The organism is Planococcus sp. NCCP-2050, from assembly GCF_023708025.1.
GTDB lineage: Bacteria > Bacillota > Bacilli > Bacillales_A > Planococcaceae > Planococcus.
The window spans coordinates 166,765-191,214 of record NZ_BRCX01000004.1; the positions used below are offsets into that span (position 1 = coordinate 166,765).

The following is a 24,450-nucleotide window of genomic DNA, read 5'->3' on the forward strand; positions in this document are numbered from 1 at the left end:
GAAAAAAGATAGATGAAGCATTTTTATGTGTTAACCTAATTAAAAATTTAGTTGACTCAAATATTTTGCTTGATTATACTGAAAATAGATTTACCGGATTAAACCAAGTGCCAAAGGGAGATGGAAAGAAATTATGACGACAACCACAACATCGAGAACGGCTAATCATTCGAAAACTTTGCAATTAATCCATATCGCCATGTTCTCAGCATTGATGGCCATCGGTGCGAATATCTCAGCATTTTTAATTATCGGAGGGGTGCCGATCACGCTGCAGACATTCTTCGCCATTCTCGCCGGCATTTTGCTCGGCAGTCGCATGGGCGCCATTTCAATGATCGTCTACGCATTTATCGGGTTGGCAGGCGTTCCTGTCTTTGCTGGATTTTCCGGCGGCATGGATACCTTGATTTCGCCGACATTCGGCTTTATCGTATCATTCGTATTTGTCGCATTTATCGCAGGCATGGTCGTGAAGAAATTCCCGTCGCGTACAGGCTTTATCGCTGCTGCCTTAGTCGGCACAGCGGTGAATTATTTGATCGGCACGAACTGGATGTACGCAGCCTATAAATTGTGGTTCGCTGCTCCAGAAGGCTTCACGTATCAGCTTGCTTGGGCATGGATGGCCGTGCCGCTGCCAAAAGACCTCATCTTGGCTGTGCTCGCCGGAATTTTCGGCTTCCGCTTGCGTCCGATTGTGCAGCGATTCAAGTGAGATCATTTATTTGCGCTTAAACTGCATTTATTTGCGTTCAACCTGAGTTTATTTGCGCTTAACGGAAGTTTATTTGCGCTTAACGGAAGTTTATTTGCGCTTAACGGAAGTTTATTTGCGCTTAGCCCGCGTTTATTTTCGTTCAGCTATAGCTTCCAAATAACCCCATACAAAAAGACCATTCGCCCAGCGAATGGTCTTTTTTCTGTTCACGTTCCGCAGAAGGTCTGATAAGGTGCATCGTCTTCCGGCGGCAATTTCGTGTACTCTTCTTGCTCTTCGCTGTAAGCGTAAGGATCGGCGAGCACGTCCAGCAACTTTTCCAACACGCTGTAGTCGCCGTTTTGTACAGCAGCATCGAGTGCTTCTTCGACGCGGTGATTGCGCGGAATGATGGACGGATTGCTGCGGCGCATCAGGACTTCTGATGCATCCGTCCCTTCTTCTTGGCGGGCCAGCCGCGCTTGCCATTTCGCACGCCATGCTTCAAATTTAGGTGCTCCGAATAAACCCTCACCGCTTGTTTGGCCAAGCGTGAGCGAACGGAAAGTGTTCGTGTAATCGGCGCCGTTTTCATGCATCCAGGACAATAGCTCCCCGATCAGCGTCTCATCTTCCGCTTCTTCTCCGAACAATCCAAGTTTTGCCCGCATGCCGTTCAACCAATGCGCATAATAGGATTCAATAAAATCTTTCAGTACGCCTTGTGCCAACTCGATCGCTTTCTCTTTGTCTTCATGCAGGAACGGCACGAGCGTTTCCGCAAACCGCGCCAAATTCCAGCCTGTGATTTGCGGCTGATTGCCGAACGCGTAGCGGGCTTGCTGGTCGATCGAGCTAAAAACCGTTGCCGGATCGTATTCGTTCATGAACGCACACGGCCCGTAATCAATTGTTTCGCCGCTGATCGTCATATTGTCGGTGTTCATGACGCCGTGGATAAATCCGACAAGCTGCCATTTTGAAACGAGCTTCGCATGGCGTTCAGCCACTTCTTTGAAAAACGTCAAATACCGATCTTTGCCCGCTTCAATATGCGGATAATGGCGCTCGACGGCGTAGTCGGCAAGCTGCTTGAATTCTTCCAGGTTGCCGCGGCTTGCCGCGTATTGAAACGTTCCAAAACGCAGATGGCTTGCTGCAATGCGCGTCAAAACCGCACCCGGCAAACGGGTTTCACGGCGGATCTCTTCTCCTGTTGAAACGACGGCGAGACTCCGCGTTGTCGGGATGCCAAGCGCATGCATCGATTCGCTGATGATGTATTCACGAAGCATCGGACCGAGCGCGGCACGGCCATCGCCGCCTCTTGAATACGGCGTACGCCCTGCGCCTTTCAATTGGATATCAAAACGGCGGCCGTTCGGTGTAAGCTGTTCCCCGAGCAGTACCGCACGCCCGTCGCCGAGCATCGTCAAATTGCCGAATTGATGGCCTGCGTAAGCTTGGGCAAGCGGCGCAGCGCCTTCCGGAATTTCATTGCCGGCGAAAATTGCGGTTCCTTCTTCTGTTTGCAGCATTTCCCCATCTAATCCAAGCTCTTCTGCCAAGGTTTTATTGAACAAAACCAGTTCCGGCGCTGCGACCGGATCGGGCTTCAGTTTCGTGAAAAAAGCTTGCGGCAGACGAGCATAGCTATTGTCAAAATTCCAGCCAGTTAGAGTCCGTTCGGTTCGCTTCGTCATCAGATCTCCCTTTCTTTCTCAAGCCCAAAGGAGGCTTTTGTTGTTCTTCTACTATACCCCTTTTGCCCGCTGATGACGCTTTTCACGCTTACGTTAAGCTCCCAAAAACTCACGGATCACCTGCACAAATCGCTCCGGTTCCTCGACGTTTGGCGCATGGCCCGATTCCTCGAACTCCAAAAAGCGCGAATTGGCAATAAGCGAAGCGATTTCTTTCCCGCGCTCAGGCGGATTCAAACCATCATGGCGTCCGCTGATAATCAAGGTTTCCGCTGCAACAGTGGGAAGCGAAGCCCGGAATTCAAAGCCTTCGAGTGCTTTATTCGCGGCAGCTTGTTCGGTCAATGACAGCGGCTTTTCCAGTTTCGCAAGATCTGCTTGCCATCTGCCGACCGCTTTTAAATTGTGGAACATGTATTTCGATAAGTGAGCCATCGTTTCAAGTTCATCCATGCCGTCAATTTCGTCTTGGTAGCGCTCGATCAATTCCTGGGTCGAAGAAGTTTTGCCGTTCGATTTGGAAACGACCAAGATGAGTTTTTGGACACGTTCCGGATGCGCAAGCACAAATCCTTGGGCGATGTAGCTGCCCATCGAGACGCCGAGAATATGCGCCTTGTCGATTTTCAGCTCATCCAATAAGGCACGCAGATCTTCAACATGGTCATTCAGGGTATATTTTGCCGGCTTGCCCGACTGGCCATGCCCTCTCGCGTCGTAGGCAATGACGCGGAACGACGAGTTGAACTGTTCCATTTCCTCTTTGAACATGGCGTGGCTTGAACCGAGGCCGTGGATCAAGACGAGCGGTTCGCCTTGCCCCGTTTCTTCGTAAACCAAATCCAAGCCGTTGACTGTAATTTTTGGCATCTTGTTTCCTCCTCTTTTTCAATCTAACGTTCTATACCCGAAAAACAGGCAACTCGGCATGATTTTTTTCGTCTTTAACTCCAAAGCCATTCATAGGAAAAGAGGTGCGTGATGAAGAATTTCCTGCGCTTCGGTTATTTGCAGGCGCTGTCCTGTGTGTTTCCTGTTATCATTTTCGGTGCACTGGCGCTGTCCAAATGGATCGATATCCCCTATGTGCCGCGCTATGATTTTATTCTACTCATCTGCATTGGCGCTCAGATTTTCATGCTCGTTTCCAAACTGGAGACGATCGATGAATTCAAAGTGATCTGTGTTTTCCACGTGATCGGCCTCGCCCTGGAAATTTTCAAAGTCCATATGGGTTCCTGGGCGTATCCGGAAGAGGCCTACAGCAAGGTTTTCGGTGTTCCCCTTTACAGCGGATTCATGTACGCCAGCGTCGCGAGCTATATTTGCCAAGCATGGCGGCGGATGGATCTCCATATATACGGCTGGCCCACGCCTTTCTATACGGTCACCATCAGCGGGTTGATCTATCTGAATTTCTTCACCCACCATTTCACTTACGATATCCGTTGGGTTTTGAAAGTTTTGCTGTTTTTCATTTTCTTCCGGACATTTGTGACGTTCGAGGTGAATAAAGCCGTCTACAAAATGCCGATGATCCTGTCGTTTCTGCTAATCGGCTTTTTCATTTGGATTGCTGAGAACATTACGACTTTCCTCGGTGCTTGGCAATATCCGGATCAACAAGCCGCTTGGTCGCTCGTCCATATCGGCAAAATCAGTTCGTGGTTCTTGCTGGTCATCATCTCCATCATCATTGTGGCGCAATTGAAGCGGGTAAAATCTTCTATGCAATTGCCACGGGAAACTAAAGGCGTGCATTGGAGATATAAGAAAATCTTATAGACTTCCTTCTTACCTTCCGAATTCACTTATCTTATTGGTAGAGGTAGGATGATGGAAAAAGGAGGCGATCGGAATGGAAATTGAGTTTCGGAATGCACGGTTAGAGGATGTGGAAAAGATTGTTGAGATGCTCGCAGATGACAAGCTTGGCAGCGAGCGTGAGCGCTTTGAATCCCCTTTGCCTAAGAGTTACTACGATGCATTTTCAGCAATCGACAGCGATCCGAATAATGAATTGATCCTTGCTTGTCTAGACGAAGAAATTGTCGGCGTCCAGCAAGTGACGTTCACCCCTTACCTCACGTATCAAGGCGGTTGGCGCGCCACGATCGAGGGCGTCCGGACGGCGTCATCTGTCCGGGGACAAGGCATCGGCAGCCAATTGATCGGCTACGCCATTACACGCGCTAAAACGCGCGGCTGCCATCTTGTCCAGCTGACAACCGATAAAAAACGTCCCGAAGCGCTGCATTTTTATGAACAGCTCGGTTTTTCCGCGACGCACGAAGGCATGAAGTTGAAGCTTTGACGAAGACTTGGCGCAAGCGTTCTGCCGCTTGCGCTGAGTTTTTATTTTGCGCCCAACTCATCCCACGAAAAAAAGCATCCCGGCACAGGATGCTCTCTTCTCACTTATTTCGTTTGCGGTTCAAGCTTTTTCTTTTTCTGGTTGATCTCCGCCAATGCTTTGTCGATTGTGTCGTACTCGAATTCGAAGCCCGCTTTTTGGAGTTTCTCCGGCAGCACCCAGCGGCTCTTCAAAATCAGTTCCGTCTCCGTGCCGATTACCACAGCGCCTGTGCTTAAGATAAACTTCGGCGCCGGCAGCCCGATTCGGCGGTTCATCGATTTCCGCATTTGCTCCATCAATTCACGGTTCGTTACAGGATACGGCGTCGCCGCGTTGACCGGCCCTTCGATTTCCGCGTGCTGTTGAAGGAAAACCAGCATCCGGTATAAATCTTCGATATGGATCCAGCTGAACATTTGCTTGCCCGGCCCTTGCTTGCCGCCCAGTCCAAAACGCACCATGTTCTTGTAAGGTCCCATCACGCCCCCGTCCGCTCCAAGGACAATTGAAATCCGGAGCGCCACTTGGCGGGTTTGGTTTAAACGGAAATCAAAAAAAGCCTGTTCCCATGCTTTGCCGACTTCTACCGAAAACCCTTCGCCAATTTCGCCGGCGTCTTCTGTCATTGGACGATCTTCCGCATGGCGATAAATCGTTGCCGTACTTGCATTGATCCAAAGCGGCGGCGGATTTTCACAAGCTGCAACCGCATTTCCGAGGAGCTTTGTCGTTTTGATGCGCGAATCCATGATCTGTTTTTTGTTTTTGGCATTGTAGCGGCAATTGACGGACTTGCCAGCTAAATTGACGATCAATTCCGCCCCTTCAAGCGCTGCAACGATTCCCCGGTGGTCGTTCCATAAAATCTGGTTCGATTGCCTCGAGATGATATGCACTTCGTAGCCCTGCTCTTTAAAGCGTTTTTCCAGGTATTGGCCAATAAATCCAGTGCCTCCAGCTAATACAACTTTCTTTCCCATGCCATGACCCCGTTTCCATTATCTTCTTACTTTAGTAGACGATAGTTGCCGTATTAATGATTCCTATTATACCCTAATCACCCATACTTTTTTTGATGCTCTTTTTTGCGTTTCAAGTAATCTTCATCTTCCCGGATTTCATCCCAGCGTTTTTTGAAAATCGCAGCCGATTCCGCTTTTTCCGGGTCGATCTGCCGTTCCTTGATGCTGCCGTCTTCGTTGTATTTCCGGCCGCCTTTGTAGTTGGTATAGCGGCGTGCACGCGTATAGCCCATCTGGATGAATTTCCGTGCCATGTCCATGCCGACAAAATCATCTTTTTCCCGGTACTCTTCGAACATCTCCGAAATCTTGTCGCATGATTCCTGGGCAATCGCCGGCGTCTTGAATCGCCAATGCGGCAAAATTTCATTTTTATAAGGCTGGACGAGCAGCACTCCTTGCTCACCTTTTCCGACACGGTAGAGTTCCGGGTGCTTGCGGAGGTCTAAATTTTCATAATCCAAATCGTAATCGAATGCCATACCTTTCCCACTCCTTTAATTCCTTTTCCTCTTTACGGCTTCCATACCCTCTCAAGCTGTGAAAAATGCAGAGAATCGAAAGAGTCCAGGAAGAAACAGAAGCAGAGGCGAAAAATAAAAAACTCACCGCCTTCAATTACTGGAGGCAGTGAGCGGAACAAATTCTTATTATTTGTTCTTCATCAAGTACTTTTCTTCAAGCGCTGCCGCTTCAATCGGCCGGCTGAAATAGAAGCCTTGCATGATGTGGCAGTCTTTTGAAAGCAGGAAGGCTAATTGTTCAGCCGTTTCCACACCTTCAGCAACGACGCTCAAGTTCAAGTTTTGGGCCAGCGTGATGATCGTATTTGTAATCGCCGCATCCGCTGCATTTTCCGTCACGTCCATGATGAACGAACGGTCAATTTTCAACGTGTCCAACGGGAAATCCTTCAAATAGCCAAGGGACGAATAGCCCGTCCCGAAATCATCGATGGAAATTTTGACGCCGAGCTCTTTCAATTGCTTCATCTTCTCGATCGCCACTTCCGTATTCTTGATGATCTGGTTCTCGGTCAATTCGATATGCAGGCAGCTTGGATCCAGCTCCAAGTCCTCCAAAATCTCTTGGATCATCGGCACAAGGTCTGCTTCTTCAAACTGGCGTCCCGACAGGTTAACTGACATCGTTAGTTGATCATGCCCATCTCTCTTCCACTGCTTCAGCTGTTTGCAGGCATTTTCCAATACCCATTTGCCGATTGGGACGATCAAGCCTGTCTCTTCTGCGAGCGGAATAAAGTCGACCGGCGAAATCATGCCAAGTTTCGAATGGTTCCATCTGAGAAGCGCTTCTGCTCCGGTGATTGTTTGGGTGCGCCCATCGATTTGCGGCTGGTAGTAGATCGCCATTTCTTCAAGGTCCAAAGCTTTATACAAGGAATTCTCGATGTAGATGCTCTCCAAGTTGCGATTGTTCATTTCGCTCTTGAAAAAGTGGAAATACGATCCGGACATCTCTTTCGATTTATACATGGCAGAATCCGCATTTTTAATCAGTTCTTCCGCGGTCTCACCATCTTCCGGATACATGCTGATGCCGATGCTTGCCTTGATATAGATTTCGTTTTCCTTCAATGAGAAAGGCGCGGTAAACGACTCGATGACTTGCTTTAAAATCGGATAGATGTCTTTTTTAGCGGCCATTTCCGGCAAGATGATCATGAATTCATCTCCGCCTTGCCGTGATACAAGTGCACAGTCTGGGATATTGGTTCTCAAGCGCGTTGCGGTTTCTTTGAGCAATATATCGCCGTAACTATGGCCAAGACTGTCGTTGATCATTTTGAAACGGTCCAAATCCAAATACATGAGTGCCAGTTTTTTGCCGCTTTCTTCCGCTTCCGACAGCCATTTCTTCAACTGGTCGTTCAATAAAACACGGTTCGGCAAATCGGTTAAACTGTCGTAATAGGCTAGATGCTTGATTTCTTCTTCCAGTTTCTGGCGTTCTGTAATGTCTTTAAATGTGACGACTTCCCCGATCCGCTTATCGCCTTCGTTGATTGAGGAAATCACATATTCCACAGCTAAATTGGATTGGTCCTTTTTAATGAATTGTTCGTTTTGAGTGGAATAGGAACCGTCAGAAAGCGTCTTTTCATAATGGCCGAAAATCGCTGTGACTCGTTTTCCGATCAATTCTCCGGGCATGTAGCCGAGCATCGATTCGCTTGCCGGGTTGCAGAATGTGATATGGCCGTGAAGATCCAAACCGAAAATCCCTTCTCCGGCAGAATTCAAGATCAATTCTTTTTCGCGGCTCAGATTCCCCAATTCTCCGACTACCCGCTCCAACTCCAAGTTCTTCAACGTGAGTTCAGATGTTCTCGTTTCAATGAGCATTTCCTGCTTTTCCATATAAATCAAATTTGACAAGGTAGCAGCTGTTGCGTCTGCAATCGATTGGGCAAGCTGGATATCCGCTTCCCGGAAATACAATCGCTCAGCTTCTAATTCTACGATTGCCAAAGCCCCGAGCACTTTCCCCATTGAAACAAGGGGAATCATGAACATGCCTTTAATGCCGAAGTTCTTGCAAATTTCGTGGTTCGGCCGGTCATCTTCATGGACATTCGGGATAAGCAGGGGCTTTTTGGTCCGGACTACTTCCAGGAAAACAGGGTCACTCGAAGCATCCATTTTCGCTTTTTCATGCGTTTCCAGCCACTCTTCTTCTGTCCAATCGCTGTTCTTGCTCAGATTTGCCGGCTTGATTTTCTCTTCGACAGACGGATCCAGCAAATGCACACCGACATTTGAATTGTTCAGCACCGTGCCCACGTAAGAAAAGCATTTATCCAACACTTCCGGCATCGTGGCGCACATCGACAATTCGCGCGTGAAATCCAGCAATAGCTGCTTTTCATTCAACAGGTTTTCTTTTCGGTTCATGTTTTTGGCGTTGCGAATGGCTACGCCTGCCATATTGACGTACGCCTCAACCGACTGAATTTCTTCTTCCGTCAAATTCATCGGAATGCCGTAGTCGAACAAAAACACGAGGCCGTACAATTCATCTTCATACATAATTGGAAGGCCCAAAAGCGATTTAATCTGGAATCCTGCAACGGCCCGCGGATCCGGCCGGTTGTCGACAGATGTATCCGGTATGTAAATCGATTTCTTCGTTTCCACCACTTCTTTTGCCAAGCGGTCATATTCCATATCGACCACGTGCATATCCAGCGTCATGCCGTTGATGTATTTTGGCTTCCCAACGAAGCCTCTAAAATCGCCGTTCTCTTCCGGCAAATAAATTCCGACAGAATCACACTGGACAATTTCTTCTGAAATAGCCGTGACTACATGCTCCAGCAATTCCCGGAGCTCTAATTTGGTATTGATCATCTTCGTTATATGTGCAAGCCGCGAATAACGCGTCTGTTCTCTCTGCATTTATTCATGCTCCAATCCATTAAGCTAATCTGTTATTTCTCTGCTGTATTTTTTATCATTTAGTGTAAAAATCTTATAACATCCCACTCATTTGTAACAGAGCAGATAAGCCTATACTACCATTAATAAGTGTTTTTTTAGAAGTTAAAATCCCTTATTTTCTACAAAATACGACAAAAAACAGGCTGGAACCTCTGTTCCTAGCCTGTTTTCTCATTTATTTGCTATTGCTTCAAAGCTTAGCAGTTGATTGCCGTTTGTCGGTTTTTCACCATATTGGTAATTAGCTGACACGGTAATGCCCGTGAATCCGATTTTTTCAAGAACTGCCTTGAATTCTTCTACCCCGTACCAGCGGATCGGCATCCGTTCCAATTCACTTTCCACAAGTTTCCCGTCTCTCCATCGTTCATAGCGGTTATGCGCTACAGAATATTGATGGATCCAATCGATTTTCACTTTTCGATGCTCGACTGTCAGTACGTCGCCGTTCGGGCTTTCCCAAAACCGTTCGGAAACTTTTCCAAGCTCCATATCCGTTTCAAAAATCAAATCGACGATCAGCCGGCCGCCATCTTGTAAATGATCGTAAAAATTCTGCAGCGCCCGGATAGACGATTCCCGCTCATGCAGTAAAAGGAAAGTGCCTGTCGGAATAATAATGGCTTCGTAGCGTGTATCCGTTTTGAACGCTTCCATCCGTTCAATCGACAGTTTCGGCGCGAGTCCTCTCTCTGCGCAATTCCGTTTGCAATGCTCCAGCATTTCTGTTGAGATATCAAAACCTTCAACCTGAAATCCTTGTTCAAGCAAAGGAATCAGAATCCTTCCCGTGCCCGTTGCCGGCTCCAGGATCGGCCCCTTACATCCTTTTAATCGCTCTGTATAATATTCTACGTCTCCGAATGAGTGGCCAATCGGCTTATCCAAATCGTACACTTCTGAAGATAAACTGCTGTAATATGCGAACATTGTGTTCCCCTCCTATTTCCCCTAGTAAAGTAAGTTTAACAGGAATTCAGAGGAAAAATTAGATATACTGAGACGTAACGGACTTATTTTCAATCCATATGAAACTTCAACTACTGGAGGAGATTATTATTCATCTTGAGTTACTCGGTAAAAGGGTGAAAGAAGCCCGCTTAACAAAATCTTATACGCAGCAGGACTTAGCAGAATTATGCAATTTGACGAAAAGCCATATTTCCAAAATTGAAAATGGCCAAGCCTCTCCCGCAATTGCGACATTATCCAAAATTGCTCAGGTCCTGGAAGCCCCTCTATCCTGGTTTTTGGAATCCAATTCAGAAAAGCAGTTATCCATTGTCAAAAAATCCAGCCGTTCTTTAAAAATGGGAAATGCTGAAATCGGCTATATGTATGAAGCGTTAGCCAACCGTCCGCATTTCAGCAAAATTGAACCTGTGATTATTACCGTCCTCCCTGAGGCGGAACACGTCGAGCCTTTTACTCATATGGAAGATGAATTCATCTATGTACTGTCTGGTTCTATCAAGCTCTCTTATGACGGTCAATTGCATGTTCTGACTGAAGGCGATAGCGCTTATTTTGATGGAAGCGTTCCGCACATTTTCTTAAACGATGAAGAAGGGGAAGCCAAAGTACTAAGTGTCTTTATCTAAATAACTCCTCTGCTTTACCAGCCTTATTTTCTGGGCTGGCTTTTTATTTTCTCATTTAGACCAACTATTTAGTTTTCCGAAAATAAAGTTTTTTGGTATTTACAAGCATTTGTTTTTAATGTAACCTTTGTATATTCATATTCAACTAAGTTGAATATGAATATACAAAGTAAGGGGTGGAACACATGTCTAGCAGAATTTCTGGCTTTTATAAGCTTTCTGTTGAAGAAAGACGGGAGATTGTCACGAAAGAACGGGGATTAACAGAAAAGGAACTTTCCTACCTATCTGGGGAACAAGCTATGTCCATGGATTTAGCAGATGCCATGATTGAGAATGTAATCGGCCAAATTGCTATCCCGGTTGGAATTGCAGCAAACTTTAAAATAAATGGACAAGATAAATTCATTCCGATGGCTACAGAGGAGCCCTCTGTTGTAGCCGCAGCTAGCAATGCGGCCAGAGCAGCATACAACGAAGGCGGTTTTTTCACATCACTCAGCGGCACAATTATGCGTGGCCAAATTCAAGTGCTGGATATTGCCGACCCTTTTGCAGCCCGTGCGAAAATCTTTGAGCACAAACAAGAACTTCTTGATTTATGCAATGAAAAAGATCCGACATTGGTTTCATTTGGCGGCGGGGCCATCGATTTAGAGGTTCATATTATTCCTACAACTAATCACATGATGCTGGTTATTCACCTGATTGTGGATACAAAAGACGCCATGGGCGCAAATGCAGTCAACACGATGGCGGAATTCGTCGCACCGACAATCGAAAGCATTACGGGCGGAAGAGTCGTCTGCAAAATCATTTCAAATCTGGCAGATCGCCGCTTGGCAAGAGCCCGCGCTGTCTTCTCGGCTGAAGCTATGGGCGGGAAAGAAGTAGTGGAAAACATTGTAAGCGCTTTCGAGTTTGCTGATGCCGATCCATATCGTGCAGCTACTCATAACAAAGGAGTAATGAATGGCATTTCTGCCGTCGTACTTGCTACCGGCAATGATACGCGCGCCGTTGAAGCTGGTGCCCATGCATATGCTTCTGTCTCAGGACGCTACAAATCATTGACGAAATGGGAAATTGATAAAGACGGCAACCTTTCTGGATCAATCGAATTGCCAATGGCTGTCGGTATTATCGGTGGAGCGACTAAAACACATCCTGTTGCGCAAGCAGCATTGAAAATCATGGATATTTCATCAGCCGAAGAATTAGCGGGCTGCATCGCAGCAGTCGGCCTTGCCGAAAATGCCGCAAGTCTTCGCGCTTTATCAGCTGAAGGAATTCAGCGCGGCCATATGTCGCTTCATGCAAGAAACTTAGCAGTCATGGCAGGAGCCGATACGGCTGACATCGACCGTATTGTCGCTCAAGCGGTTCAAGAAAAAGATCTACGATATGACCGTATCCTGGAGATTACGCAATCCATTCAAAGAGGTGAATAAGTTGGCACAGCCTGTAAAAGAAACTAAATCCTATTTAGAAATTTTGGGCGATACGATCAAGCCCAATCAGCTATTGTTTGCGATTATAATCAGCGTTGCCATTAGTCTAGGCGGATACAATCTTGGACTCTGGCTGCTGCCTTCGTTTGCCAGCGAAAGTATGGTGCCTTCCTATTCCCTATTAATTGGCATTGGCGGCAGTGTCATCTCGCTTCTGCTCTGTTCTGCGCTTTTCAAGCCTCAACGGATTTTAGTGGAGGAAGAAACTTCTTCTGAAAGCATGCGGGAAGTTTTCGAAGACCTGCAGCTAGATCCCGAAGAGGAATGGGCATTGATTGAAAATGATCCGATTACGCGCAAGGAACTCGAAGAATTAGGCGTTCTGGAAAGCTTCCGCAGCATTGGAGGCGAATCGAAAAAATGAGCTTACTCCTAACAGCTATGCTATTTGCCTTGCTTGGCGCAATTGTATTTTCATTAATCGGGCTTATATCCGGTACAGACGAGACAGCCATCATGGTGCCACTTACCCTATTAGTCATCTTGCTCGGTGCTCCGCCGGCTGCCGTTTTTTCCTTTTTCATGGCGGCAGTTCTCGCAAAACATTTAACACATGCTGTTCCAACAGCATTAATGGGAATTCCAGGAGATACGACAGCTGTTCCTTTACTGGATCATGCCACGACGCTTCGAAGAATGGGAATGCCGCATATCGCCCTCCGCAAAATGATTTCAGGCGGGATTATCGGTGCTTTTATCGCATTGCCGACAGCGGTATTGCTTGGTCAGTTTTTAGGCCAATTTGCTGATTTCTTCAAATCTTCTACCGGTATCATCTTTACATTAGCCGCTATTTTAATCGCTTATTTCTCTAAAGGGAAATGGGTCAGCGTATTAATGATCATTCCATTTGCGTTCTTTATTAAAAGTTTGGACTTATTGAGTTTTACGGTTTTAGATAAGCACTTGTCGATCAGTTTCTTCCTCGGAATTGCAATCGGGCCGATCTTTGCGGATCTTCTGTTCGCAACTTCTTCGAGCGCGAAAAAGTCGATCGAACGAGATCGGCCGAAAGAATACCATCTGGCTCCTGAGACAAAATCTTGGAAAGGCTATTTCCCGAATCCGTTTAAGATTTTGACAGGCAGACAGCAAATTTTCACTTCCATTACAACTTTCATTTCATCACTGACTTTTGTGTTCAGTCCAGTAGGGATGACGGCGTTGATGGGTGAAATCGTCGGTTCCCGGACAAAAGGTGCCTATAAGAAATCCACTACCAGTTTGACTGTTATGAACGGAGTTACGGAATCTACTTATATCGCTGAAGTCATCATTCCATTGATTGCATTCGGCATCCCGCTAAGTCCTGTAGCATTGGGCCCAGGTTCGCCGTTATTCAATGCGCCGCCGGTCTTTACAGTAGATCCGATCAATAACTTGCATACGTATATGACTTCTTGGGACTTTTTCTTGTATGGAGCAATCGGGTTGATCATCGCTTCGTTGATCGCTTATCCGTTCTCCATGAACTACGCACGAAAAGCTTCAGTCATTGTATTGAAATTTGTCAGCCAAGAAGCAATCGTAGCCATGTTCATCGGTCTTGCTTGCCTTCTTGCCTTCCACGAAGCCCAGCTCGTCGGAATTGTTTTGACCTTCACCGTAGCTGCAGTCGGCGGATTATTGAATCGCATACTCGGCATTGGTGCAGGAGTCCAGTTCATGGTGTTCTATGCCTCTTCTTGGATTATCTTGACTTTATTCGGAATTTAAAACAAAGGACTTGCAGCACCCGCTTTCTTGGGTGCCGCAAGTCCTTTTCCTATCCGCTTATAATTTCCGGTGCTTTTTAAGCGCAAAAACATTTAACACGATGAACACAAGAGCAAAAATACATAATGCCAACAAGTCGCGGCTAATGTCAACGAGACCTAGCCCTTTGTACATCACGCTTTTCAGTGCATCCGCTGCGTAATAGATGGGCATGATTTGCCCGATTCCCTGCAGCCATTCCGCCATGCCTTCTACCGGAAAAATACCGGCGAAGAAAATTTGCGGGATGACGACAACCGGGATGAATTGCACCATTTGGAACTCTGATGAAGCGAAAGAAGACAATAAGGTTCCGAGCGATAAAGCGACGAGTGCCAATAGCAGGTTGGTCAATATAACATGCCAGATAGAGCCTACTAAAACAACATCCAGTATAACGACCGAAAAGCTTACGACAATAACCGTTTGAATGATGGCGAATAAGCCGAATCCCGCTAAATAAGCGGCTACCAATTCCCATCTGCGGATGGGTGTCGCCATGAGCCGTTCAAGGGTTCCGGACGTCCGTTCTTTCAAAAGACCGATTCCGGAGATCAGAAACACGAAGAAAAAGACGAAAAATCCGATCAGCACGGGGCTCAGGACATCGAAAAATTCGGTGTCTTCTCTGCCGTAAATATAGTCGGTTTCCAAGGACGGCGCATTCCCGCCAATTGCAGCATTTTGCATGAGAAGCGCCTGGTTCACTTGTACCAAAATCGCTCTCGCAACGGACGGGTCGTCATTCAATAAAGTCAGTTTCAGCGCATCGTTTTCACCTGCCAATAATCCATCGAGCTCTGCTTCAATAACGGTTTGCGAATCTGCGGCTTCAACATATTCTATGTGGATATCGCGTTCTTCCAGCAAAGCGACCAGCCGCTTGTCGACATCGACGATTCCCATCTCCGCTTCATTGCCATTCCCGTTAAAGAAGAAATACATCAGCGTCAGAACAATGAGAGGAGCAAAAAACAATAGCGCCAAGGTTCTTTTGTCGCGCAGCATCTGTTTGATGATGCGTTTTATAAGCGCTTGAACTCTCATGACTGCTCCCTCCCCGCCTGCAAAAAGACTTGTTCCAATTGACTGGCGCCGTATGCCGCTTTTAAGTCAGCAGGTGAACCGCTTTTGATGAGTGCACCGTTTCGGACCATTGCGACAATATCACATTTCTCTGCTTCGTCCATTACGTGGGTCGTGATTAAGATGGTTTTTTCATGCTCATTTTTCAGATACATCAATTCATTCCAGATGGATAGCCTTAGCTCTGGATCGATGCCCACTGTCGGTTCGTCCAAAATCAAGATCTTCGGATCATGGACAAGAGCTATGGCGAGCGACAACCGGCGCTTCATCCCGCCGGAATAAGCCGACACTTTCTTTTTCAGCTCGTCTGTCAATTTGACGAGTTCTGCGGCATACGCAATCCGCTTTTTCATTTCTGTTTTTTTCATTGGATAAAGCGAGGCGAAAAAAGCCAGATTTTCATATCCCGTGAGTTCAAGATACAGCGCATCTGATTGAGCCATGTAGCCGATGTCCTTGAGCAAGTCCAGATTCGGCATCTTTTTGCCGAATACCTCTACACTTCCTTCATCTGCAGAATCAATGCCGACGATCAATTTGACGAGTGTTGTCTTTCCCGAACCTGATGGTCCTATCAACCCGTAAATCTGCCCTTGTTGAATTTGGAGATCAATGTCTTGCAGCACCTTTGCTTTTCCGTAGCTTTTGCTGACTCCTTTCACATCAATTTCAATGGACACCAGAAGCACCCCATTTCTAAAGATGAGTGGTTTATGTATCTTCATTCTACTCTTTTCAGATTTTTCTAGTATCTTTTTTAAATAAAAAATAACGGCTTTGTGAGAGCCGTTATCCCTGTTATTCTTTATTCCATTCTTCAGCCAATACGCCGTAGACGACATGGTCGACATAATGGTCATATAGCCATTCTGCTTGCCGGATTGTCCCTTCCTGCACATAGCCAAGGCGTTCCGGAATGCTGCGGCTTTTCGCATTTCCAACAGCTGCCCGGATTTCCACTTTATTAAGCTTCAATTCCGCAAAAGCATAATCCGTCAATGCTTTTGCCGCCCGCGTCATGATGCCGTGCCCTTGGTAGTCTTTGCCGATCCAGTAGCCGATATAAGCGGTTTTATTCGCCGGGTTGATATTATTGAAACCCGCCACTCCGACAATTTCGCCTTTAAAGAGAATCGCGGTGTTTAGGCTCTTCCCTTCGATAAAATTGCTGCTGCCGGATTTAATGAAGTCTTGTGTATCCTTTAATTCCGTAGTGAAGTCGAGCCATGGCAGCCATGCTTTCAAATGTTCCCGTGAATTGTCGGTCAGCTCGAAAATTCGTTCGGCATCCCGCATTTCCACTACTTTCAGCGATAAGTCTTCATCAATCTTATGTATAAACATGGAAAATCTCTCCCCTTTTTGGATTATTCTATATCTTAGCATAATGCTTAGCTTGAAGGGGGATATTTTTTATTTGCGCTTAACCTCCGTTTATTTGCGTTCAAAGTTTTTTATTTGCGTTCATCGCCAGTTTATTTGCGCTTAAATTTTTTTATTTGCGTTCAGAGCCTGTTTATTTGCGTCCAGCCTATTTCAACTGATTTTCGTTTAAAGCTGCTTCAAAAGGGAAATCTACAAACTGAATCCCAAAATACAAAAATGGAGGTTTTCACTATGGCACACGAACAACATGCAGAATTGATCAAGGCGCTGCACGACTGCGCCGCTGCTTGCAACCATTGCTTCGATGCTTGCTTGCAAGAAGAAGACGTAAAAATGATGGTCCCTTGCATTCGGCTGGACCGGGAATGCGCAGATATCTGTGCATACTTAGAACATGCGATTACCCGCAATTCGCCTTTCGTTGCTGAACTGGCGGCAGTATGCGCGACAATTTGCGAAGCATGCGGAACAGAATGCCAGAAACATGACCACGACCATTGCCAAAGATGTGCGGAAGCTTGCTTCAAATGCGCTGAAGCTTGCCGCAGTGTTGCGTAAGCGCCCATTCTAAAACCCCGAACCTGCAAAAGGTTCGGGGTTTTAGTTTATCTCAATAATTCAATCCGTTCCCGGTACTGATCAATCAACAGCTGGTTGTGCTTGTCAGCTCCGTCAACATTTCCGCTAAGGAAAATCGGTGGTTCAAAGCCGCTATCTGCCATCAGCTGGATCGCTTCAGCGAAGATGGCATTCAAGATGACTGCACCGACAACCGTAGAAGTCGGCCCGAATGGAACTTTGACTTTGTCGTAGTTCAATACGGCATCGCCCACAACTGAATAATTATCAATGACAAGATCCACCGAGTCGAATAAATAATTTCCGCTCACATGGCGCGAAGTTTGGCTTTGCGAATATTCCTTGGAAGTGATCCCAATGACAAAAGCCCCTTTTTTTCGAGCGGCTTCTGCTACATCCACCGGCACGGGGTTGCGGCCTGATGTGGACAAGACAAAGACGACATCTTCCGGCCTGAAATCCTGGTCCTCCAGGAACGTATCGGCAAATCCGTTTTTCCGTTCCAATTGCGAAGACCGGACAGCTCCTTCATGCAGCATGAGCGGTTCTACAAAAATCGGCTTGATCGGCACAAGGCCGCCTGCCCGGTAGAAAACTTCTTCGGTCAAAATATGCGAATGCCCGCAGCCGAATAATTGGATGATGCCGCCTGCTTGAATGACATCCGCCACTTTCTGCGCGGCTTGCTTTAACCGTTCGCTTTCATTTTTTTCGACTAACTCGAGCCTTTCTTTGGCGCGTTCGAAATAAGCACTTAACATTTCACATCAGCTCCTCAACTTCTCCATTCAATCTTACACATTCGCATTCACTTGCGCCTCTTCTATCAACCGGACCATATTTGAAATCGCCACTTCAATAATCTGTTGCCCTTTTTCTTTTGTCGCGAGTTTCGCATCCCCGAGTACTGCTGTCTTCGTAAATTCTTCCCATGGAGTCGGCGTCACATCTGCCATCATCGGAATTGTTGGGATGTCGGTGATGGCTTTTGACATGTCCACATATTCATCCGCTAAATACAGCATGTACGAGGTTTCAATTTCGCACGCATGAAAATAGCTTGAATGCGAGGACGGTGTTTCGCGGACGCGTTCTGTCGCTTCTTTCACGCCCGGATAAAATAAATAAAGAACTTTCAAGCCCGGCACAGTTTCAGCCAATTTCCTTGCCGCTTCTTTTAAAGCTACGGCATTTCCCAAATGCCCATTGATCATTGCGAACACTTGAAACCCTTGATGATGCAAGCTCGTGCCGATATCGACTAGCAGCCCAATCAAGGATTCGTTGCTGACATTGATGCTGCCGGGGAAATTCTTCAAGCTCCAGACTTGCCCGTAAGGCATCGTCGGCAAAACGAATGCGCCCGTTCTTTCCGCCACCCGCGCTGCCAGGCGTTCAGCTAAATAATTATCCGTACCCAGTGGCAAATGGGGTCCGTGGGCTTCGACTGCGCCAATCGGCAATATCGCGACTTTACTGGCTATAATTTTTTCTTTCACTTCAAACGAATTTTCCTGTTGGAAATTCAAAGCCTTCCGCCTCCTACCGATTAAATGTAAAACAGCGTGCAGGATTTTCAATAAAGAATTTTTTTACAAGCGCTTCTCCATCATAGCCTTGCTTGTTTGCGTCATCCACAAACCGAGGCACCCATTTCGCGATAATGTACTCCAGGCCAAGCCCGTAATCGTAATGTTTATAATAGCTTTTCCGTGCCGTATCCCCGCTCACTAAAATCTGGTTTTCATACCCCTTTTTCACGAGCTCCAATATACAGGCAATCCGTGTACTTTCAGGCGCATATTTGATTTTCGCGATGCCGTCAAAGCTGAGGTACGCGCCGGTGCTGGCAATTTGCTCGTGGTAATAAGGGTCAGGGTTCCGGTCCATATGGCCAAAACTCATGAACGACAGGTTGACGCCTTCTGACTTCAGCAATTCGATCTGTTCAAGCCCCATTGTTCCCGCTTCTGTATGGGAATGCAAAGGCGCTTTTGTTTCCAGATGCGCCCTTGCAACAGCACGCAAGGTTTTTTCTTCAAGCGGCGTGATCCGGTTATAGCCGGTGCCGAATTTCACTTGCCCCGCTTTATAGGGCGTGCCTTCCAGTCCTTCTTCGACTTCCCCGATGACAAACTCCGTGAGTTCATTGATGCTTTTGGCTTCAATCCAGTCGTTATACGTCCGGTAATCGCCAAGGATCGGTTTTAAGCTATCTTTGATAGACGCATCCCATAGGAAGCTTTTGTTGAATCCGGCAGTGCCCACAATATGGACATCCAGCTCCTCTGATATTTCCTTTACCGCTTCGACGTCCCGGCCGTAATCGATCGCGGTTGCATCGACAATTGAATGTCCGCCGTAATTCTTGAAATCCGCTACATCCAGCTTGGACTTTTCTTTATCATCCAGCAGCAAATCATCGGCTTCCCGTTCTGCCCAGTAAGCCGGGCGGCAGACAATGTGTTCGTGGGAATAAGTAAAACCCAGTTCTTCCGGTGTGATATCGCCGCGAAGCGTACGGATAAAACTCATATTTCGCCCTCCATTCCCTCAGTTTGTGATTTTCTTATAATAGCAGTTGCGCCAGCAATCGGATGATTGGCCCGAGGATGAACATATCCGAATCGGCTGCCCACATCGCTGTATCCGGAATCGTATCGGATAAAAGCATTTTCACTGTAATGTATTGCCCCCAAGCGACAACCGTTGCCGTGACGAAACCGCCCATGACTGCTCCTCTAACGCCGCCTGTTAAGTTCCCGAAAACTCCCGCAGTGGCAGAGTGGAAGAAGAGCACGATCATCGTCGGCACAAAAATGTAGCCGACCGTATTTCCTAATACCACCAACCAAAGCAAAGCCCCTACGAACGATCCAAGGAATCCTAAAATAACCGCATTCGGTGCATATGGGAAAAGGATCGGGTTGTCTAGTGCCGGTCTTGCACCTGGCACGATTTTCGTCGCAATTCCTTTAAATGCCGGAACAATTTCACCGATGAACATCCGGACACCCGTCAATACGACCGCAATCCCGGCTGTGAACGTGAACGACTGGATAATGGCATAGACAATGAAGCTTTGATTGCCGGAACTCGCAACTAGTTCTGCTGCGCCCGGTGTATCTTTAAACGAAATGATAATAGCACCCGTTAAGAATAGTAACCCCATTGTAAGTGCCGTGATTACGTTTGAATCTCTTAAGAATTCAAGGCCTTTCGGCAGTTTGATCTTTTCTGAATCATTTTCTTTATTGCCCCAAAGCTTTCCGCCGAAAGCTGCAAGCAAACCGACGGATGCCGAAGTATGGCCTAGGGCGATATTGTCGTTGCCCACAATTTTCCGGACGAAAGGCTGAACCAAAGCCGGCTGGACAGTCCAATAAATCCCCATGATCACCGAAAGGAAAATGACCAGTTTAAAGAAAGAGACATCCGGCGCAGCGTGAACCGCAATCCCGGCAAAAATCGTGGTGGTCCAGAACATCATATGCCCTGTCAAATAAATGTATTTCAGGCGAGTGAACCGGGCGAGCAAGACATTGATCAAGAAACCGATGGTCATCGCTAGTGTGACCGCACTGCCGTATTCGGAGTTGAAGAGTTCTTGCCCCATATACTCTCCCAAGGTTTCCCCGGATAAATTGAACACTTCTTTCCAAAGCGGTTCAAAGACGGTCAAAGCCCCGACGATAATATTTGCGCCGGCACTGATGATCAAAAAGCCGATGATGGCTTTAAAGGTCCCGCTTACTCGCTGGCTCGCTGTTTTCTTCTGCAGCAGCAACCCGATCAATACGATGATGCCGAGCAAAATGGCCGGTGTGCCAAACACGTTATTTGAAATCCAAAAAATAGCATCCATTCTCATTCATCCCCTTTATCTGATTAAAATAGAAGTGGCTCTCTTTTTATGCAGGTATGTTGTTTTCTATCGCTGCATTGATCTCGTCCATATCAAAGTAATTATTGACGATAATCACTTTCGCTGGGTGGTCTTGTAAGCTTTCTGCCAGTTCGTTGCTTGTGATGATGTAATCTGCGCTCATGCTGGTAGCCGACGACAAATCAATGTGTTCCACGTCAGCCATAATTCCTTTCTCTCCCAAAGCTTGCTCAACGTTCATTCGCAAAATCAAACTCGTTCCTTGACCCAATCCGCATACACATAAAATTTTCATTTTAATTCCTCCCTAACACGATTTTAAGTTCTTCGTAGCTGTTAATATTTTTTAAGCGCTCAACTTTTTCCGGATTGTTCAATAACATGACCAATTCCTTCATCACCAGTAAATGCTCATCACTCGTTGATGCTCCGAGAGCGAAGACCAAGGAAACCGGATCGTTCGCTGCACTGCCAAAAACAACCGGGTCTTTTAGCCGGACAAAAGCGACTGATGCTTCTTTTACTCCATCTTCCGGCCTTGCATGCGGCAAAGCGATTTGCGGTGCAAGGACAAAATACGGCCCGTTTTTCCGGTACGATTCGACCATCGCTTCGACATATCCCGATTCGACCAAATTTCCTGCAACCAACAAGTCGCCTGCAGCTTTAATAGCAGCTTCCGGCGTCTCTGCAGGAATATCCAGCGCCACTAGTTTTTCTTCAAGGAATTTCATATCCATAACCCTTTCTGTGTAAGATCCAATCCATCATTGTGCATGCATCTGGATCAATTCATAGATTTTTTCGGCTGATTCTGCAGCGATAAGCTGGTCCTTCAACTTTTTATCGTTCAATATTTTTGTCAGTTCTCCGAGAGCTTTCAAGTGGCTGTCACCGTCCACCGCTGCAAGCACAATGAGCAATTTCACGGGATGGGTTCCTTTTTCCGAGAAAGAGATGCTGTTTTTCAGCTGCAGCAGGCTCATACCCAACTGATTGACCCCGTCTTGTGGTCTTGCATGCGGGATCGCGATCAGTGGAGAAACGACTACGTACGGTCCGGTTTTATCCAGAACGTCAATCATGGCATCGACATAATCAGTTTCGATGAAACGATTTTCAACGAGAGGAGCGGCTGCGATTTGAATGGCTTTTCGCCAATCCGATACACTTTCCAGCGTTTGGATGTGCTGAATCTTCAGCAAGTTGCTCAAATTCGGCTTTTCTTCCTTGCGGGAAGATGTTGGATTCTGATATAGGTACTCACGCAATCCCCTTTGCAGGTTTTTCCGGTCTCGGATATCTGCATGGCTCTCAATGATCGATAACAGCGCTTCAACCGAATGCGCCTTCACCGGCTTTACACCAATAAATGCATTTACTTTTTTGAGCAGCTTCTCTTTTTCAATTTCTGTCAGGATGGGGCTGACCACAAATACCGGTTTTCCTTTTTCTTCAAGCGGAATGGTCGAAATGACAAAATCCACTTCATAGGAATTGTTTTCGAAATCCCGCAGCGAAACACAATCGACGACGTCCACTGTTGAAAATAACCCTTCCAGCTGATGCTGGAGCAATCGGGATGTTCCAATTCCGTTATTGCATACGAGCAAAACCGATTTCCGGCTGACCGGCTTTTTCCCCATTTTTTCCAGCCATCCCCCGAAATGGATTGCGATTAACGCAATTTCTTCATCATTGACCTTTTTGCCGGTAATGTTCTGAAGATGATCGATTATTTTTTTGGTGATCCGGAATGTATCTGGATACTTTTCCTGGATGGAATTCGCTAAGTGGCTATCGACTTCTAATCCATACAGTACGCGGTAATAAGCAGACTTTATGTGCAAGAAAAGGCCATTCTCGACTTCATCGCGATTTTCAAAGAAAATACAGGCGTATCGTTGAAAATCCGAAACCATATGGGAAACGGTCTCCGCCAGCACTTTCATCAGATGCCGGCTGTTATTTTCAAAAAGGCTGGCTGCGAATTGGATTCTCGAACTCAGCAAATGCTTCGTGATGTAGAAAACTTCATCTTCCGGAAAGGCGATTTCAAACAGCTTTGATAACTTTCCCGCTATCCCTTGCGCTGCCCGGTATTCATTTGTCTTGCGCAATACCTCTTTTTCGATTGGATCCACTACAATTTCCTTGCCGCTTGTCAGCCTTTTGCCGAACAACAATAGCCTGAGCGTAAGGCTATGCAAGAAATCATCGGTGTAGCGGATGTTCAATTCTTTTTCGCTTTCTATCGCAATTTCTTTGATCGCTTTCATTTTCTCGAAAATGAACGGATCCATTTCTTCCTGCTGTTCATTGAATAAAATCGGAAGTTGAAGCAGCAAGGATTGCCAGCTTTGCTTTGGCAATAATTGCTGGAGGTAGTAGACAATCACTTTCCGTTTGTCTTCTTCTTTTCCTTTGATCTGATAGCCTCCTGCTCTTTCAAATTGCAATTCCAATTCGAAGTTCTGCAATTCTTTCTTCAGCTCTTTCAGGTCTTCAATCACCGTGTTGCGGCTGACCCTAACCTTTTCCATTAAATTTTCGAGATACAAGGCCTGGCTCCTTGCCATCAAGTACAATGCCAGCCACGCTTTCCGTTCTTTAGGCGAGTACTCATAATGCCATTTCGGCATGTGGTTCAACCGTTCCGGTATTTCCTCAGCTGTTTCTTTCTTGAGATGAAATCCAGCTGAACGGATATGTTCAATGCGCGGCAGTTTATTTTCTTCTAGCCACCCATTGATTTTTTCAATATCGTAGTAGGCTGTGCGCTTGGAGATTTTAAACTTTTCCATGAGTTCTTGAGGTGTGACATAACTCGGTGATTGAGATAAATATGCCAATATCGCGGTGCTTCGCTGATCCAAGGCCATGATTTTACCTCCTTCCTTAAAGTTCAATACCGATCCCGCTTTTTGTTCAGAATTATTAATTACTTCTATTCTAACTTCTTCTCCTGTTTATGTAGAGACCAAATGTCGCCCTTTCCGTTTGTGCAAAATTGGACTGTAAGGATTTCTCATCACTGGAAATCATCAGCGAATAAAAAAGCAGCAGACCCTGTACCTTTTTTCAAAGGTTGGATCTGCTGCTTGGTTCTGTTGACTTTTTAAGGAGATTTTTTAAGCTCCTAAGCCTTCATTTTTCATCAGTTCATCGACAGTTTCGATGACGCGTTCCTCGTCTGCTCCATCTGCAATGACTTTGATTTCTTTTCCTTTCGAAATCCCTAAAGACATGACGCCCATAATCGATTTCATGTTCACTTGCTTGTCTTTGAATTCCAATTTGACATCTGATGCAAATGACGAAACACTTGCCACTAATTTTGCTGCTGGTCGTGCGTGAAGCCCTTCATCGCTTGTAATCGTGTAACTTTTTTCAATCATTTT

General features: G+C 46.4%; 25 protein-coding genes. 8 read left to right on the forward strand and 17 right to left on the reverse strand.

Features of this window, described 5'->3' with window-relative positions; all coding sequences use genetic code 11:
* Positions 1 to 133: 133 nt before the first annotated feature.
* On the forward strand, positions 134 to 718 hold the full coding sequence (locus NFU07_RS13830) for a biotin transporter BioY (RefSeq protein WP_251479059.1): 585 nt from the start codon (positions 134 to 136) through the stop codon (positions 716 to 718).
* A 209-nt stretch (positions 719 to 927) separates the two neighbouring features.
* Here the strand turns inward: NFU07_RS13830 and NFU07_RS13835 are convergent, their stop codons facing one another.
* Positions 928 to 2,403, reverse strand: a complete 1,476-nt coding sequence (locus NFU07_RS13835) for a protein adenylyltransferase SelO (protein ID WP_251479061.1) — start codon at positions 2,401 to 2,403, stop codon at positions 928 to 930.
* A 93-nt stretch (positions 2,404 to 2,496) separates the two neighbouring features.
* The gene (locus tag NFU07_RS13840) at positions 2,497 to 3,273 is read right to left on the reverse strand and encodes an alpha/beta fold hydrolase (RefSeq protein ID WP_251479063.1); all 777 of its coding nucleotides are present in this window, start codon (positions 3,271 to 3,273) and stop codon (positions 2,497 to 2,499) included.
* A gap of 111 nt (positions 3,274 to 3,384) precedes the next feature.
* Here NFU07_RS13840 and NFU07_RS13845 point away from each other — a divergent pair, with 111 nt between their 5' ends.
* Together NFU07_RS13845 and NFU07_RS13850 are read left to right on the forward strand one after the other, a co-directional pair.
* Positions 3,385 to 4,188: a DUF817 domain-containing protein gene (locus NFU07_RS13845; RefSeq protein ID WP_251479065.1), complete on the forward strand. Its 804-nt coding sequence runs from the start codon at positions 3,385 to 3,387 to the stop codon at positions 4,186 to 4,188.
* Positions 4,189 to 4,261: 73 nt separating this feature from the next.
* Entirely contained in the window at positions 4,262 to 4,717 is a 456-nt protein-coding gene (locus tag NFU07_RS13850) for a GNAT family N-acetyltransferase (RefSeq protein WP_251479067.1), read from the forward strand.
* 104 nt (positions 4,718 to 4,821) lie between these two features.
* Here the strand turns inward: NFU07_RS13850 and NFU07_RS13855 are convergent, their stop codons facing one another.
* From NFU07_RS13855 to NFU07_RS13870, 4 genes are all read right to left on the reverse strand, one after another.
* Complete coding sequence (locus NFU07_RS13855) at positions 4,822 to 5,739, reverse strand: TIGR01777 family oxidoreductase (RefSeq protein WP_251479069.1); 918 nt, start codon at positions 5,737 to 5,739, stop codon at positions 4,822 to 4,824.
* A gap of 77 nt (positions 5,740 to 5,816) precedes the next feature.
* The gene (locus NFU07_RS13860; RefSeq protein ID WP_235198274.1) at positions 5,817 to 6,263 is read right to left on the reverse strand and encodes a DUF4385 domain-containing protein; all 447 of its coding nucleotides are present in this window, start codon (positions 6,261 to 6,263) and stop codon (positions 5,817 to 5,819) included.
* 168 nt (positions 6,264 to 6,431) lie between these two features.
* On the reverse strand, positions 6,432 to 9,200 hold the full coding sequence (locus NFU07_RS13865) for a sensor domain-containing phosphodiesterase (protein ID WP_251479071.1): 2,769 nt from the start codon (positions 9,198 to 9,200) through the stop codon (positions 6,432 to 6,434).
* 213 nt (positions 9,201 to 9,413) lie between these two features.
* On the reverse strand, positions 9,414 to 10,172 hold the full coding sequence (locus NFU07_RS13870; protein WP_251479073.1) for a class I SAM-dependent methyltransferase: 759 nt from the start codon (positions 10,170 to 10,172) through the stop codon (positions 9,414 to 9,416).
* 98 nt (positions 10,173 to 10,270) lie between these two features.
* Between NFU07_RS13870 and NFU07_RS13875 the strand changes: the two genes are divergently transcribed.
* The 4 genes from NFU07_RS13875 to NFU07_RS13890 all read left to right on the forward strand — a co-directional run bounded on the left by NFU07_RS13875 (position 10,271) and on the right by NFU07_RS13890 (position 14,070).
* A complete protein-coding gene (locus NFU07_RS13875) occupies positions 10,271 to 10,843 on the forward strand; it encodes a helix-turn-helix domain-containing protein (RefSeq protein WP_251479075.1) in 573 nt (190 codons plus the stop codon).
* A 185-nt stretch (positions 10,844 to 11,028) separates the two neighbouring features.
* Positions 11,029 to 12,294, forward strand: coding sequence for a hydroxymethylglutaryl-CoA reductase, degradative (locus NFU07_RS13880; RefSeq protein ID WP_251479077.1), 1,266 nt, complete (start codon positions 11,029 to 11,031; stop codon positions 12,292 to 12,294).
* A gap of 1 nt (position 12,295) precedes the next feature.
* A complete protein-coding gene (locus tag NFU07_RS13885) occupies positions 12,296 to 12,718 on the forward strand; it encodes a hypothetical protein (RefSeq protein WP_246809713.1) in 423 nt (140 codons plus the stop codon).
* A complete protein-coding gene (locus tag NFU07_RS13890; RefSeq protein WP_251479079.1) occupies positions 12,715 to 14,070 on the forward strand; it encodes a tripartite tricarboxylate transporter permease in 1,356 nt (451 codons plus the stop codon). Before NFU07_RS13885 ends, NFU07_RS13890 begins: the two co-directional genes overlap by 4 nt.
* Positions 14,071 to 14,127: 57 nt before the next feature.
* Here the strand turns inward: NFU07_RS13890 and NFU07_RS13895 are convergent, their stop codons facing one another.
* From NFU07_RS13895 to NFU07_RS13905, 3 genes are all read right to left on the reverse strand, one after another.
* On the reverse strand, positions 14,128 to 15,156 hold the full coding sequence (locus NFU07_RS13895; RefSeq protein ID WP_251479081.1) for an ABC transporter permease: 1,029 nt from the start codon (positions 15,154 to 15,156) through the stop codon (positions 14,128 to 14,130).
* Entirely contained in the window at positions 15,153 to 15,878 is a 726-nt protein-coding gene (locus NFU07_RS13900) for an ABC transporter ATP-binding protein (RefSeq protein ID WP_251479082.1), read from the reverse strand. Before NFU07_RS13900 ends, NFU07_RS13895 begins: the two co-directional genes overlap by 4 nt.
* Before the next feature lie 118 nt (positions 15,879 to 15,996).
* Entirely contained in the window at positions 15,997 to 16,542 is a 546-nt protein-coding gene (locus tag NFU07_RS13905) for a GNAT family N-acetyltransferase (protein ID WP_251479083.1), read from the reverse strand.
* Positions 16,543 to 16,815: 273 nt separating this feature from the next.
* Here NFU07_RS13905 and NFU07_RS13910 point away from each other — a divergent pair, with 273 nt between their 5' ends.
* Positions 16,816 to 17,142: a four-helix bundle copper-binding protein gene (locus NFU07_RS13910; RefSeq protein ID WP_251479084.1), complete on the forward strand. Its 327-nt coding sequence runs from the start codon at positions 16,816 to 16,818 to the stop codon at positions 17,140 to 17,142.
* A gap of 47 nt (positions 17,143 to 17,189) precedes the next feature.
* Here NFU07_RS13910 and NFU07_RS13915 read toward each other — a convergent pair whose 3' ends face one another.
* The 8 genes from NFU07_RS13915 to NFU07_RS13950 all read right to left on the reverse strand — a co-directional run bounded on the left by NFU07_RS13915 (position 17,190) and on the right by NFU07_RS13950 (position 24,447).
* A complete protein-coding gene (locus NFU07_RS13915; RefSeq protein ID WP_251479085.1) occupies positions 17,190 to 17,924 on the reverse strand; it encodes an SIS domain-containing protein in 735 nt (244 codons plus the stop codon).
* 33 nt (positions 17,925 to 17,957) lie between these two features.
* Positions 17,958 to 18,692, reverse strand: coding sequence for a creatininase family protein (locus NFU07_RS13920; RefSeq protein ID WP_251479087.1), 735 nt, complete (start codon positions 18,690 to 18,692; stop codon positions 17,958 to 17,960).
* Positions 18,693 to 18,705: 13 nt separating this feature from the next.
* Positions 18,706 to 19,698, reverse strand: coding sequence for a phosphotriesterase family protein (locus NFU07_RS13925; protein ID WP_251479089.1), 993 nt, complete (start codon positions 19,696 to 19,698; stop codon positions 18,706 to 18,708).
* A 34-nt stretch (positions 19,699 to 19,732) separates the two neighbouring features.
* Positions 19,733 to 21,028, reverse strand: a complete 1,296-nt coding sequence (locus NFU07_RS13930) for a PTS ascorbate transporter subunit IIC (protein ID WP_251479091.1) — start codon at positions 21,026 to 21,028, stop codon at positions 19,733 to 19,735.
* A gap of 46 nt (positions 21,029 to 21,074) precedes the next feature.
* A complete protein-coding gene (locus tag NFU07_RS13935; RefSeq protein ID WP_235198259.1) occupies positions 21,075 to 21,344 on the reverse strand; it encodes a PTS sugar transporter subunit IIB in 270 nt (89 codons plus the stop codon).
* A gap of 1 nt (position 21,345) precedes the next feature.
* Positions 21,346 to 21,783, reverse strand: a complete 438-nt coding sequence (locus NFU07_RS13940) for a PTS sugar transporter subunit IIA (protein ID WP_251479093.1) — start codon at positions 21,781 to 21,783, stop codon at positions 21,346 to 21,348.
* Between the two features lie 33 nt (positions 21,784 to 21,816).
* Positions 21,817 to 23,931 carry a BglG family transcription antiterminator gene (locus NFU07_RS13945; RefSeq protein WP_251479095.1) on the reverse strand — a complete coding sequence of 705 codons (2,115 nt, stop codon included), beginning with the start codon at positions 23,929 to 23,931 and terminating at the stop codon, positions 21,817 to 21,819.
* 249 nt (positions 23,932 to 24,180) lie between these two features.
* Positions 24,181 to 24,447 (reverse strand): phosphocarrier protein HPr, encoded by a 267-nt coding sequence (locus NFU07_RS13950; RefSeq protein WP_285835970.1) that lies wholly within the window; start codon positions 24,445 to 24,447, stop codon positions 24,181 to 24,183.
* Positions 24,448 to 24,450 lie beyond the last annotated feature (3 nt).